The organism is Synechococcus sp. O70.1, assembly GCF_047462215.1.
In the GTDB taxonomy this organism is placed as follows: domain Bacteria; phylum Cyanobacteriota; class Cyanobacteriia; order Thermostichales; family Thermostichaceae; genus Thermostichus.
Map to the genome: position 1 here is coordinate 33,809 of NZ_JANSIT010000008.1, position 12,647 is coordinate 46,455.

The window sequence follows — 12,647 nt, forward strand, 5'->3', positions numbered from 1 at the left end:
TTGCCCGCGGGGTCGCTCCGAGGGAGAATATTATAAGTTTGCCTCCCGCTCTCTTTCTTTGCCTGTGAATCCTGTCCGCACCTTTTCGGCCACCAAAGCGGCTTTTTTGAGCGCCTACCCTCGCCCTATTCACCCCGCCTATCGCCGGGTGGTGGAAGAGTTGCTGGTGGAGCTGCACCTAGCCACGGTCAACAGCGCCTTTGTCTACGATCCCTTTTTTGCCCTGGGGCTGGTTACCCTCTACAACGGGCTGATGGAGACTTACCCTTCTCCTGAGCAGCGCGAGGTCATCTTCAACGCCCTCTGTAAGGCTCTCCACCTCAAGCCGGAGGTGGTGCGCAGGAATGCCCGTGACCTGCTGGAGCTCCTGCGCAGTGGGGATCCCCAGCAGCGCTACAACCTGCTCTGCCTCAAACCAGAGGCGGAGGATGTGGGGGGGCTAAAGGCCATCTTGCAGCGCATGACCCAGCCTCCCTATGCCTACAGCCGAGTTTTGGCCGTTGGCCTCTACACGGCCTACGAGGCAGTAGCTGCCTCCCTCTATAAGGATCCCGAAGAGCGCAGCCGCCGCTTTCTGGAGGAGGTGATTAGGAAGCTGCCTTTCTCGCCAGAGAGGGTGAAAAAAGACCTGGAGCTCTACCGCAGCAGCTTGGACCGCCTGAAGCAGGCGCGCGCTGCTCTCGAGGAGATGGTAAAAGCGGCCCGGCGTCAACAGGAACGTCGCCAGTCGGCGGCTTCCCTGCCCGGCAGCTCCACTGCCGATCCCCCAAGATCCAGCAGCTAGGCCAAGTAAGCAATCCAACTCTCGACTACCTCTGGCGAACCATACCAGCATCGCGCGCCGCGGCCCGAGTGGTAGCAATTGGGAAGGGTGAGGTTGATAGCTCCCGGCAGATGGGCTGCCTCGATGGGAGTGATGCCATCTCCCCAGAGTTCTCCCTGGCCGGCAGTGAGCCGGTAGCTGTTGTAGGCTAGCCAGCTGAGGTAGTGCTCTCGCCGCCACAGGGATCCCCAGCCCACGCGCCGTCCTTGGATGGCCTTGCCAGCCACGCACACGTACTTGACCTGAGGCCAGAAGGCGCCTGGGTAGTGGGTGTTCACAAAGTCCAGGTTGCGCCTTGTCCAGCGCTCCCGGCTGGTGTGAGGGGATCCCAGGCTAATCAGGGTGGCCACGTGATCCCGCCCCTGCCAGACCTGACCTCCGTAGGGCACCGATCCCAGGTAGATGCGAGCAATCCAGCCGCCAGCGGAGTGGGCCACCAAGTTCACCTGCTCAGCTCCAAACTCGGCCTGGGTACGTCGGACAGTGGCCTGGAGAGCCCGCAAGATAGGCGTGACCGGCCTTCCTCCCAGGGTGGGCAGCCAACTGGCTACCCGCAGCGGTACCACTCGCGCTGGATAGCCACGCTTCTCCAGCTCCCGGCGCAAAGGCTCGTACTCCGAGGCGCCCGCCAGATAACCCGGCAAGATCACTGTGGGCAGGGGAGCCATGGGCTAGCGCGGGTACCAAAACATGCCCTTGATCCCCTCAGGGTCGGCCGTAAAGCCAAGCCGCTCGTAGAAGCTGACCACTTCCCGGTCGGCAAAGAGGGTGATGTTGCTGATGTCCTGAGCGCGCAGCTCCTGAATGACCTTTTCCATCAGTCGCCTGCCCAGCCCTCGGCCCTGAAACTCAGGATGGACCACTACATCCCAAATGGTGGCGTTGAAGGCATGGTCCGAGGTGGCGCGGGCAAAGCCAATGAGACGTCGGTAGCTGCCCCGCTGCTGCCACATCGAGACCACCAAAAAACTGTGCTGCAGAGCTTTCCTAACTTTGTGGATGGGGCGACGCGACCACCCTACTGCATCGCAAAGCTCTTCCAGCTCGTACACATCTACGTTGGGATCCAGGCTAAAGACAATAGTCTCCCCCCCCACCGCCACCGTCTCCTGGCGAGGGGCAGGTGTAGCCGTTTGCGTTGACGCTTTGGCGGTGGCAGCCCCTGCTGACCCAAACAGGCCTTTCCAAAAACCCATGAGTGGAGTAAAAGCCCACCTCTGTGAGCATGTCCCCAGTATAGCCAGGATTGGCAGCAGAAACGGCCAGTCTGCCCAGGTGCTTCCCTGTCGGCCTGGAGAAGATTTCGAGGGAGACTTATAATTCAGGCTGGCCGGCGAGAAGTTTTATGGCTACCCCTGGCACTGGCACCCTCGTCAATGCCCTCGCCATCCTCTTGGGCAGCGGCCTTGGCTGGGCACTAGGCCGTCGTTTGCCAGAGCGCATCAGCCAAACCCTGCTCCAAGCTATGGGCTTGCTGGTGTTGGTTCTGGGGATGCAAATGGCCCTTACCCTCAGCAGCGCCGCCCAGGCAGTCACTGTCTTGCTGGCCTTGATCGGGGGAGCTTGGCTGGGGGAATGGAGCGATCTCGAGGCTACCTTTGAGCGGCTGGGACAAGCTTTAGAAAAGCAGGTGAGCCGCTGGCTGGGCCCTAGCCCCATTGCTTGCGCCTTCGTGGCCCCCAGCATTCTCTTTTTGGTTGGGCCCATGACGCTGCTGGGATCCATCCAGGATGGCCTGGGGGATCCCTCGCTGCTCCTGGTCAAAGCTGCGCTGGATGGCATAGCCACCCTGGCTTTTACCGCCAGCCTGGGCTGGGGTACGCTGTTTTCCGCCCTGCCGGTGCTCCTGGTTCAGGGAGGAGTGGCCCTGCTGGCGCGACAACTGCAGCCCCTGCTGCGTCCAGAGCTGCTTGCGGCCTTGGAGGCCACCGGTGGGATCCTCATCCTAGGTATTGGCATTAACCTGCTTGGCCTAGCGCGCCTTCGGGTGGCCAACCTGTTGCCGGCTTTGCTGATTGTGGAGCTGCTGGTGGGATTCTTCCCGCTGTGGGATCTTGACCTCTAGTCTGTCCAGAGCAAGGAGCAACTCCCCTCAGCTTGGCGGCAAGTGACGCTGGGAGATCCCGCTAGTGGGGTAGGAGAAGCCTCTATGGCCACCTTCCTCCGCGACTGGAGCTACCGCTTTCCCTGGCTTTACCGCAGCATTAGCCGCGCGGCGGCCCTGGCAGTGGGGGGGTATGCTCGGCTGCGGCGCTTGCCCCTGCAAGGGATCCCCATCCAACCTCAGGATCGGGTGTTGGATCTCTGCTGTGGGCCGGCGGAAGTGACACCGCTTCTGGCCGAGCTATGTCAAAACGTGGTCGGCGTGGATGCCTCACCCAAAGCCCTAGCAGCAGCCCGCCAGCGCCTACCCAACGTTGAATTTGTGGAAGCCTTTGCCCAGGATCTGCCCTTTCCCGCCGACAACTTTGACTGGGTACACACCAGCTTGGCCCTGCACGAGTTGACCTTCCCCGACCTCGAACAGGTGCTGCGCGAAGTCTGGCGGGTGCTCAAGCCAGGGGGAAGGCTTTTACTTCTCGATTTGCACGCGCCCCGGCAGCCCCTACTTTGGCCCGGACTGGCCCTGTTTCTAGCCCTGTTTGAGACCGAGACAGCCTGGCACTTCCTCAAGCTGGACTTGCCCCAGTACCTGCAGCACCAGGGCTGGCAGTCCGTCCGGCAAACCCTGCACGCTGGAGGAGCCCTGCAGGTCATCCAGGCGCAAAAGCCTGTTGCTTGATTTGATAGAGCAGTTAACCCTGGTGCCAGAAGGGAGTGCCCAGAACAGGCGTGCTGGGCTGGGGTGTTTCCTGCGGAGCCATTGCCCCCGCTAGATAAGCTTGGCGGCCTGCACGCACCGCTGCCGCGAAAGCCTCGGCCATCGCCACCGGATCCCGGGCTAGGGCCACTGCTGTATTGAGCAGGACCCCATCGAAGCCCCACTCCATGACCTGGCAAGCGTGGGAGGGCAAGCCTAGGCCGGCATCCACAATTAGCGGCGCCTCGATCCGCTCCCGCAGCAGACGCAGGTTGTAGGGGTTGAGGGGGCCTTTGCCCGTGCCGATGGGAGCGGCCCAGGGCATGACCACCTCACAACCGGCATCCAAGAGCCGCTGGCAGAGCACTAGGTCGTCGGTGCTATACGGCAAGACCTTAAACCCCCGCCGAACCAGCTCGGCAGCGGCAACGGGCAGTTGCACCGGATCCGGCTGCAGGGTGTAGTCATCGCCAATCAGCTCCAGCTTGATCCAGTCGGTGCCAAACACCTCTCGGGCCATCTCCGCCGTCGTGACCACCTCCTGCACGCTGTGGCAGCCGGCGGTGTTGGGCAAAAGTGGGATCCCCAGCTTCTGCAGCAGGGCCCAAAACCCCTGAGAGGCCTCTGGCCCTAGGGCACCCTGGCGCCGTAGGGAAACCGTCAACAGACAGGGCTGCGCCCGCGCCACCGCCTGTTCCAAAATAGCCGGCGAAGGGTAGCGGGCTGTCCCCAGCATCAGCCGGCTGGGCAGAGCCTGGCCGTAGAGCACCAAGGGATCCTCATCGGCCTGGATTGAAGGGGAAAGCTCAAGAAGAGTGGACATCGCTGGGACAGAGTTTAGGACAAAGAGGAAGGCGCCTATGCCCTAGCCCCCGGCAGCCGGCACAAGGATCTCGACCTGGTCGCCCTCTTGCAGACGGGTTTGCTCGTAGCGGGCGCGCGGCACAAACTCCAGGTTAACCGCCACTGCAAAGGGGCCACAGACCTCCACCTGGGCGATGGCCTCGGCCAAAGTTGTGCCCTCTGGCAAATCGTAAGGCTTCTGGTTGATCAAGACCCGCATGGCGACAGAGACTCCTGGGGAAACGAGGCAGCCTGCACTTGAAAGGGGATCCCCAACTGCTGGGCTAGGCGGCAACTGCCGTGGCGAAGGTACTCCAGGACGGCGTCGTGAAGGGCCGGAGCAATGAGAAAACCGTGGCGATAGAGGCCGTTAATCTGCAACAGGCGTGGGGATGGCTCCACCACTGCCGGCAAGTTGTCTGCTAGGGTGGGACGGCATTGGCTGCCTAATTCTAGGATACGCGCTTCGGCAAAGGCAGGGTGAACCGTGTAGGCGGCGCTGAGCAACTCCAAAGCCGAGCGGACGCTCACGGGCGAGCGATCCTCGGATTCAATTTCAGTGGCTCCCACCACGAATAGGTGCCCTGGCTTAGGAGCAATGTAGATGGGATAGCGAGGGTGTAATAGCCGCGTTGGGCGCCGCAGCGAAACTTCTGGAGCGTACAAACGCACCACCTCCCCCCGCACTCCCCGCAGCGGTTTCTGCCCGCCCCATTCTTTTTGGGCTCCCAGACCACGGCAGTCCAAAACCCAGCCGCCGGTCTGCTGCTGCCAGGCCCGCGCTCGCTCGAGATCCCAAGAGGATCCCCACTCCACCTCCACCCCGTGCTGCCGCAGCTTGGCCAGCGTAGCCGACAGCAGTTGGCGATTGTCTAGTTGACCCTCCTGGGGAAGATAGAGACCCTGGCTAAATCGGCCGGCCAGCGAGGGCTCCAGTTCAGCCAGGGCCTGGGCATCAAGCGGCTGGGGGCGGGGAAGATGGGGGAGGCGTTCTCTCACCGCGGCCAGCAAGTTGGAGAAGCGCTTGGCTTCCCCGGCATCTTGACGGTGCCAGAGGATCAAGGTGCCCTCCTGCTGAAAGAAAACGGGCTCTGGCAGGCTGGCTAGCAGGGCGGGCCAGCGGGAGAGGGCGTAGTACCCCTGGGCCACCACGCTGGCTTCGGTGATGACCGACTCAGCCAAAGGAGCGAGCATGGCCGCGGCAAAATGGGCGGCGCTGCTTTCTGGGGCGGTGGCCGGGGCTGCTTCCACCAGGTGCACCCGATGGCCGTCTTCGAGCAGGCTGGCAGCCAACAGGCGCCCCATGAGGCCGGCCCCGAGGATGAGGACGGGATCCGGCTGGGCCGTCCGGGGCGTGGGCGAGGGCTTGGTCTGAGGAGAGCCGCTGGGAAGGGTCATTGGCGGTCAGTGGAGTCAGAAGCTGCAGGTAGGACTCCGCAGCAGGCCAGCAGCCTGGGCCTACCTAGAAAGATCCCGCAGGACATCCACGAAGTGATAAGGGGGCAAGGGAGGACTCCAGTCCAATTGCCAGTGGGGGTGCTCCGCCAGCCAGGTTTGGGTGAGCTGGGCGGCAACTTCCCGTTCGGCGGGAGTGAGTAAAAAGTATAGCCGCAGCACTTCTCCTGACTGGGGATCCCCCCTCTGCACAGGCCAGTTAGGGGGCCAGAGCTGCTGCAGCACGGCTAGCTCCTGCTGTTGTTGCTCCTGGGCCTGGCGCTGTTGCAGGTAGGCCTGCTTGCGGGCTAGCAGGTAGGCCGTTCCACTGGGGGCGGGCGGGGGATCCCCAGGAAGCGGGGTGTGAACCCTGCCTTTGAGGCAATACTCAGCCCTTCTCCCGAGAGTAGCTAGCGCCTGTTCGTACTCCGCCTGCTGGGTTAACAAGTGGGCTCCCAGCTTTTCGGCCGAGAGAAAACATGTGCCAAAGCGAAGAGGCAGAAGGGGTGTCTGGGCAAACAGCCGGCAGATCACCTCGTCATGGCGCAGAGCCGAACGCAGGAGTACCTCGTCCGAAGCTTGGAGTGCCGCTGGGTTGGGTAGGGGCTCAATAGCGGCGGCAATGCGGCCCCCCGGCGGGGAGAACACCTGCAGTGGCTGCTGCATGCCAGGGGTTTGCTGGATGAATTGGCAAAGGGATGCCCCCGGCGTTGGCAAAAACGCATAGGTGTAAAGGATCCCTGCCGGCGGCTCTGGCTGAGCTGACCACAGCATGGTTCAATCCAGGCTGGGCTTTTCTTCTCAGCTTAAAGCCGCAGGAGCCAGGACGTTCGCTTGCCAAGCCTCACGCCACCCCTGCTGCCGCTAGGCTAGAGAGGGGGTTCAAGAATCAGCACACGTAAGTATGACTAGTGGCCCAGACTTCCAGTCTTTGGAAACCTTTCAAAAAGAAGAAACTGAGCGCTTGCGGGATCTGCTCCCCGCTTCCTTCCGAGCTTGGATCAAAGTTGTCCCTCACTCGGGAGGCGAGAGGCTGCTGGTTTCTCGCCGCCAGGCTCCCTGGCAGCCCCAGGGCACCATTGCCATCGACTTTCGCCGGTGGCAAGGGATCCCGCAGCCGCACCGAGATCTCCTGTTTTTGCGGGAGGTGGGCTGGCTTAGCCATCGCAACTGGCTGCAGCCAGGGTTTTACCAATCGCTGGCGCTGTTTGGGGGCATCACCACCCTGGTGGAGCTCTCTCTGCAACACCCCTTTTCTGCTCTTCTAGCGGGGGGCATTACGGCCCTCTCCGTTCGACAGATCTGGCAAAGCCTCAATCGCGAGAGCGCCCCTTTCGATGCCGATGAATTTGCCCTGCGCCGCGCCCAGTTCCGCGGCTATACCCGTCAGGAGGCAGCCCGACACTTGGCAGAGGCCCTGGAACAAACCCTGAAGCTGGATCCCTCTGACATCCTGACGGCGCTGCGGCTGCAGCGGCTGAGAACCATCGCCCGCAACCTCACTCCCTCACCGGGGAGCTCCTGAGGTCAGGTGCACCTGGGTGATGGCTACCCGACCGGAGAAGCAGACATCGGTGTCGGTTTGGGGATCGCGAGCGCGCTCTGCGTAGCGCCCCTGGTAGCGGAACCACAGCAACTCCAAGCCTTCTCCCTCTGCTTCCACGGCGTAATCGAGCGGCAGCGGCTGCGTGCAGAGGGGACAGTAAACTCGCTCCGGCAAAGGGGATCCAGGCGGCAGGTGGGGCAAGTTCACGTTCCAAAAGGCGCCTCTAGGTAAGGGTTGCTCCATCAGCTCTGCCAAGATCTCCCGCGTCCACCGCTGCGCTTGCTCCCAATCGATGGGTTGGCTTCCTGCCCGATACTGGGAGATGGCAATTCCCCGGATCCCCCGCAGCGCCGCTTCCCGCACCGCTGCCACCGTGCCGGACAGGTACACATCCGTTCCCAGATTCCCTCCCTCGTTGATGCCAGAAAGCACCCAATCCACGGAAGGGGCAAGCTTAAACAAGGCCACCCGCACACAGTCGGCAGGGGATCCCTCTACAGCAAAGGTGCGCGTGCCACGGGCCCAGGCGCGGAAGGGCCGCCCCGTCGTGACTTGGTGGCTACAGCCAGAAATCGGCTGGTGGGGGGCCACAATCCAGCAGTTTTCCTCGGCAACGAGAGCGCTGAGAGCTAGCCTGAGGTGCGCCAGCCCTGCTGCCTCAATGCCATCGTCGTTGGTTAGCAGTACCTTCATCCAAATTCCTCTGCCGGCAGCTCCTTGGGTTAGCCTAATCGCAAGTCCCTGTTGCAGATGGGTTTGAGGTCAAGGGCAAGGCGGAGCCCGTCTCTCTTTATAAGGCAGATCCCCGGCGTTCTCTTCCCCCAGTTGAGGCTTGGCAAGACTCAATGGCGTGGAACTCTGCACCGCTAGCAGGCGTCTACGGGGCTAGGTGTTCTAGACTCTTTTTTGGCAAGTCTCCTCTCCCCCTATGCCTTCTTCCCCTTCCGAAAAACCTGACCGGCAGAGCGTGATTTGGCTGGTGGCTGCTGCAGGGCTGACGGTCTTGCTCTGGCAGTTTCCCGGGGGCAATTACCTCCTCTATCCCTTTACCCTGTTGGCCACCTGGTTTCATGAGATGGGCCACGGGCTGACGGCGCTGCTGTTGGGGGGAGAGTTTCATCGTCTGGAGATCTATCCTGATGGCTCGGGGCTAGCTATCTACAGTGGCGAGCTGTTTTTAGGACGGGTGGGGCGGGCTTTGGTGGCCGCCGCTGGGCCGATGGGTCCGCCGCTGGCTGGGGCTCTGTTCATTCTCGCTTCCCGCCGCCGCAGCACAGCTTGGCTGGGGTTGGTGTTTTTGGGATCCCTGCTGTTGCTCTCGACGCTGCTCTGGGTGCGTTCTCCCTTTGGCCTCTTGCTCCTCCCCGCCATGGGTTTGGGCATCCTGGCGGTAGCTTGCTGGGCTTCCCCTTGGTTGCGGGGCTTTGTCCTGCAATTTCTGGGGGTGCAGGCCTGTGTGAGCACCTATCACCAGGTTGACTATCTCTTTATGGAGGGTGCTGTCATCAACGGGCGGCTGATCCTCTCCGACTCCAGCCAGATAGCCCAAAGCTTATTTTTGCCCTACTGGTTCTGGGGAGGGGTGATGGCGGTGTTTTCTTTGGCTGTGCTGATAAGCAGCTTGCAACTGGCCTTCCGCGACTAGCCAAAAGGGGCAAAGCCGCAATTTTGGCAGTGATTGCTATCACCCAAAAATCCGTTGCCCATCACTGCCCGGCCGCAAAAGCCGCCGCTACAGTAAGGGGCGTGAGGAGTGTGGGAGCGGACAATGTGGAGGGATGTCATTGGTCTGGCTTTGGCGGCCATGCTGCTATCTGTGAGCAAAACGTTGGCAGATACTCTGGGCCAAGACCCAGCCCTGGGCCAGCTCCAGCCAGCCAGCCCTGCTGCTAGCCTGTCCCGCTAGAGGGGGTGCCCAAGCCGTTGTTGCGTTGCCATTTTGTGCAACACTCATCCTAAGAGTCGTCGAAGACGCTGTCCGACGGGTGGGAGCAGTAGGCTTGGGATCCCCGATGCGCATAGCTCTGTTTACAGAGACGTTCTTGCCCAAGGTAGATGGCATTGTTACCCGGCTTTGCCATACGGTGCGCCACCTAACGGCCCGCGGCAACTCGGTGCTGATTGTTGCCCCTCAGGGAGCACCCAGGCGGTTTGCGCGGGCACGGGTTTACGGGATCCCAGGCTTCCCCTTGCCTTTGTACCCAGAGTTGAGGCTGGCTGCTCCTGGCCCGGCCATTGGCAGGCTGCTTAGCCGTTTTCGACCGGATGTCATCCACGTGGTCAACCCAGCGGTTTTGGGGCTGGGGGGCCTCTACTACAGTCAGACCATGAGGATCCCCCTGGTGGCCTCCTACCACACCCATTTGCCAAAGTACCTGAAGCACTATGGGCTGGGCTTTCTGGAGGGGGTTTTGTGGAGCCTCCTCAGGCTGGGGCACAATTTGGCGCGGCTCAACCTCTGTACCTCGACGGCCATGATGCAGGAGCTCACTGCCCACGGCATCGAGCGAGTTCACCTGTGGCAGCGAGGAGTGGATACGGAGCTCTTCCATCCCCAGGCCGCCAGTCCAGAGATGCGGGCTCGCCTTAGCGCAGGGCAGCCAGAGCGGCCGCTGTTGCTCTACGTGGGTCGGCTCTCCGCAGAAAAAGAGGTGGGGCGGATCCGGGTGCTCCTGGAGCAGATCCCGCAGGCGCGTCTGGCTATTGTCGGGGATGGACCGGAGCGGCGATCCCTGGAACAGCATTTTGCTGGCTATGACGTGGTGTTTACGGGCTACTTGCAGGGGCAAGAGCTGGCGGCGGCCTTTGCTTCTGCCGATCTATTTGTGTTTCCCTCCCGCACCGAGACGTTGGGGCTGGTTTTGTTAGAGGCCATGGCTGCCGGCTGTCCGGTGATCGCCCCCCGCTGCGGCGGCATTACCGATGTGGTGGACAGCGGCCGCAACGGCTTTCTCTTCGATCCCGACTCCGACAGCGACTTTGTTCAAGCCACACGGCAACTGTTGGAGAGGGCCGACCAGCGGCAACTTTTCCGACAACAGGCCCGCCAGGAGGCCGAGCGCTGGAGCTGGTCCGCAGCCACGCAGCAGCTAGAGGAGTACTACCGCGCTGTCATCGCTGAGGCAGGACGTAGTCGGTAGAAATGACGTTCCAAAACACCTGGGCCAGGTCAGGCAGAGAGTGGCCGATCCCCTTCAATGGCCCGCACTTGCTCGACAAAGAACTCCTCTAGGGACTGCCGTTGCCAATGCACATCGGTTACCACCGCCCCCGCCTGGTTTAGGAGATTGAGCAGCTCCGGCAGGGATCCGCTCCATTCCCCTGACCAATGGGATCCTTGGATGGAGAAGTGCTCAAGGCAGTCGCGGAACTGCTCTACGGCGCCGCCGTGCCCTTGCACGCGGTAGCTCTTGCTCTGGCCCAGCAGCTCGTCCAACGTTCCCTGCTGCACCAACTTGCCGCCGACCATGAGGCCGATGCGGCTGCAGATCACCTCCACATCCCCCAGGATGTGGCTGTTGAAGAATACCGTTTTGCCCTGCTGCTTGAGAGACAGGATGATCTCCCGCATCTGGTAGCGGCCCATGGGATCCAGACCCGACATCGGCTCATCCAGAAACACCAGCTCCGGGTCGTTGATCAGGGCTTGGGCCATGCCCGTGCGCTGCAGCATGCCCTTGGAGTAGGTGCGCATTGGCTTCTTGCGGGCCGTATCTATAGAAAGCCCCACCAGCTCCAGCAGCTGCGGGATCCGCTCCTTGAGGAGGCTGTCCGAGAGGCGAAACACCTTGCCAGCAAAATGGAGAAACTCCCAAGCGGTCAGGTAGTCGTAAAAATAGGGGTTCTCCGGCAGGTAGCCTACCCGCTGCTTGATGGAGCGATCCCCCAGGGGTTTGCCCAAGAGCGTGCCCCTGCCGCTGGTGGGCTCGACAATGCCCAGCAGACACTTGATCGTGGTGGTTTTGCCAGCTCCGTTGGGCCCTAGTAGCCCAAAGGTTTCACCGCGGGCCACGGTTAGCGAAAAATCCTTAAGAGGGGTGACCACCTTGGTTAGCCAAAAGCCGGTGCGGTAGGTTTTGCTTAGGCCGGCAACGGCAATGGCTGGCTCGGGCTGGGCGACAGCGGCTCCTGGGGAGGTGACAACCGTCTCGCTCATCGGGAAAAGCTGGAGTTGAGAAAAAGGCTAGCCCGCTATCCAGTTTACGCTCTACTCCCGCCTCGGCTGCAGTTTGCAGTTTCCCTTAGAAAGGCGTCTTGACCTTCTTGGGTTGTTTAACCTTCAGCTCGCGAATCCGTTTCAACATCCTCTGGAAGTAGTCTGCGAGGAAGTCCTCGAGGGAGGTCAGGGAAGCCAGTTCAATGCCTAGGGCTTCGCACACCGGTGTCATGTCAGCGTGCATCGGCTCTCCGGCGGCAATCACCTCCACAAACGCCAGCCGGTCGGCAATGTTCCAGCTCCACTGAAAGAACTGAGCTACCTTGCGCGCTCCCCGCAACAGGCTCAGGGGTATGGTCCTGACCTTGGCCTTTTTGCCAGAAAGCTGCTCGCACAGGGCAATGACCTCTTGGGAAGTCCAAGCCTTGGGCCCCACCAAGGGAAAGATCTGTCTCTTGGCTGCTTCGAGGCTGAGGGCCCGCACCGCGAACCGGGCTGCGTCTAGGGTGTCGAGGTAGGCCGTGGGAACGCTCTCGCTGGTTACCCAAACGATTTGCTCTTCCAAAATGGGGATGGCGTACTGGCCAATCAGCCCCTGCATGAAGCCCGCCAGGCGAAAAATGGTGTAGGGCATCTGGGATCCGACCAGATACTTCTCAATGTGGTGCTTAAAGTTCATCAGGGGCACATTGGGGTATTCGTGCTGAGCGCCCATGATGGAGAAAAAGATAAAGTGCCCCACTTGGGCGGCCCGAGCGGCGTTGATTAAAGCGACCTTGCCATCCCAATCCACCTGGCGGGTGGTGAGCGTGTCGGTTGGTCGTACGCTGGCACAGTCAATCACCGCCTCAACACCCTCCATGGCCTCTCGGAGCGTGCTTGGCTGCAGCAGGTTCCCCACTTTGAGGTGGGCCCCCCATTCGCTTAGGAAAGCAGCCTTAGCCGGGTTTCGCACCAGACAGCTGACCTGATGGCCCTCCTCAATAGCCCGCCGCACTACCTGACGGCCCAGGGTTCCTGTTCCCCCGACAACCAGCACGTTCAT

General features: G+C 61.7%; 15 protein-coding genes. 6 read left to right on the forward strand and 9 right to left on the reverse strand.

The genetic code is table 11. From position 1 onward, the window contains the following. Window positions 1-64: 64 nt before the first annotated feature. Complete coding sequence (gene psb29, locus NW833_RS06350; RefSeq protein WP_414411915.1) at window positions 65-784, forward strand: photosystem II biogenesis protein Psp29; 720 nt, start codon at window positions 65-67, stop codon at window positions 782-784. Here psb29 and NW833_RS06355 read toward each other — a convergent pair. Together NW833_RS06355 and NW833_RS06360 are read right to left on the reverse strand one after the other, a co-directional pair. After that, window positions 781-1,491, reverse strand: coding sequence for an esterase/lipase family protein (locus tag NW833_RS06355; RefSeq protein ID WP_414395985.1), 711 nt, complete (start codon window positions 1,489-1,491; stop codon window positions 781-783). The two genes, psb29 and NW833_RS06355, sit on opposite strands and share 4 nt — an antisense overlap. A gap of 3 nt (window positions 1,492-1,494) precedes the next feature. Beyond that, the gene (locus NW833_RS06360; RefSeq protein ID WP_414395987.1) at window positions 1,495-2,019 is read right to left on the reverse strand and encodes a GNAT family N-acetyltransferase; all 525 of its coding nucleotides are present in this window, start codon (window positions 2,017-2,019) and stop codon (window positions 1,495-1,497) included. Between the two features lie 149 nt (window positions 2,020-2,168). Between NW833_RS06360 and NW833_RS06365 the strand changes: the two genes are divergently transcribed. Together NW833_RS06365 and NW833_RS06370 are read left to right on the forward strand one after the other, a co-directional pair. Next, a complete protein-coding gene (locus NW833_RS06365; protein ID WP_414395989.1) occupies window positions 2,169-2,888 on the forward strand; it encodes a DUF554 domain-containing protein in 720 nt (239 codons plus the stop codon). A gap of 84 nt (window positions 2,889-2,972) precedes the next feature. Next, on the forward strand, window positions 2,973-3,605 hold the full coding sequence (locus tag NW833_RS06370; protein ID WP_414411916.1) for a class I SAM-dependent methyltransferase: 633 nt from the start codon (window positions 2,973-2,975) through the stop codon (window positions 3,603-3,605). A gap of 13 nt (window positions 3,606-3,618) precedes the next feature. On the opposite strand, the gene NW833_RS06375 is transcribed toward NW833_RS06370, so the two are convergent. From NW833_RS06375 to NW833_RS06390, 4 genes are read right to left on the reverse strand one after another with little or no spacing between them, the layout of a single operon-like run. Next, on the reverse strand, window positions 3,619-4,446 hold the full coding sequence (locus tag NW833_RS06375) for a thiazole synthase (RefSeq protein WP_414395993.1): 828 nt from the start codon (window positions 4,444-4,446) through the stop codon (window positions 3,619-3,621). Window positions 4,447-4,488: 42 nt separating this feature from the next. Beyond that, the gene (thiS, locus tag NW833_RS06380; RefSeq protein ID WP_414411917.1) at window positions 4,489-4,686 is read right to left on the reverse strand and encodes a sulfur carrier protein ThiS; all 198 of its coding nucleotides are present in this window, start codon (window positions 4,684-4,686) and stop codon (window positions 4,489-4,491) included. Further along, window positions 4,674-5,864, reverse strand: a complete 1,191-nt coding sequence (locus NW833_RS06385) for an FAD-dependent oxidoreductase (RefSeq protein WP_414411918.1) — start codon at window positions 5,862-5,864, stop codon at window positions 4,674-4,676. The genes thiS and NW833_RS06385 overlap by 13 nt, the downstream gene beginning before the upstream one ends. 60 nt (window positions 5,865-5,924) lie before the next feature. Further along, complete coding sequence (locus NW833_RS06390; protein WP_414411919.1) at window positions 5,925-6,674, reverse strand: GvpL/GvpF family gas vesicle protein; 750 nt, start codon at window positions 6,672-6,674, stop codon at window positions 5,925-5,927. Window positions 6,675-6,804: 130 nt separating this feature from the next. Here NW833_RS06390 and NW833_RS06395 point away from each other — a divergent pair, with 130 nt between their 5' ends. Next, window positions 6,805-7,425, forward strand: a complete 621-nt coding sequence (locus tag NW833_RS06395; RefSeq protein ID WP_414405175.1) for a DUF3318 domain-containing protein — start codon at window positions 6,805-6,807, stop codon at window positions 7,423-7,425. Here NW833_RS06395 and surE read toward each other — a convergent pair. Beyond that, window positions 7,408-8,139 (reverse strand): 5'/3'-nucleotidase SurE, encoded by a 732-nt coding sequence (surE, locus tag NW833_RS06400; RefSeq protein ID WP_414396002.1) that lies wholly within the window; start codon window positions 8,137-8,139, stop codon window positions 7,408-7,410. The genes NW833_RS06395 and surE overlap by 18 nt on opposite strands. A 235-nt stretch (window positions 8,140-8,374) precedes the next feature. Between surE and NW833_RS06405 the strand changes: the two genes are divergently transcribed. Continuing rightward, complete coding sequence (locus tag NW833_RS06405; protein ID WP_414411920.1) at window positions 8,375-9,091, forward strand: M50 family metallopeptidase; 717 nt, start codon at window positions 8,375-8,377, stop codon at window positions 9,089-9,091. Between the two features lie 367 nt (window positions 9,092-9,458). Then, the gene (locus NW833_RS06410) at window positions 9,459-10,586 is read left to right on the forward strand and encodes a glycosyltransferase family 4 protein (RefSeq protein ID WP_414411955.1); all 1,128 of its coding nucleotides are present in this window, start codon (window positions 9,459-9,461) and stop codon (window positions 10,584-10,586) included. Between the two features lie 29 nt (window positions 10,587-10,615). On the opposite strand, the gene NW833_RS06415 is transcribed toward NW833_RS06410, so the two are convergent. Both NW833_RS06415 and NW833_RS06420 read right to left on the reverse strand, forming a co-directional pair. Then, window positions 10,616-11,602, reverse strand: a complete 987-nt coding sequence (locus tag NW833_RS06415) for an ABC transporter ATP-binding protein (RefSeq protein ID WP_414411921.1) — start codon at window positions 11,600-11,602, stop codon at window positions 10,616-10,618. Between the two features lie 85 nt (window positions 11,603-11,687). Continuing rightward, window positions 11,688-12,647 carry an NmrA family NAD(P)-binding protein gene (locus NW833_RS06420; RefSeq protein WP_414411922.1) on the reverse strand — a complete coding sequence of 320 codons (960 nt, stop codon included), beginning with the start codon at window positions 12,645-12,647 and terminating at the stop codon, window positions 11,688-11,690.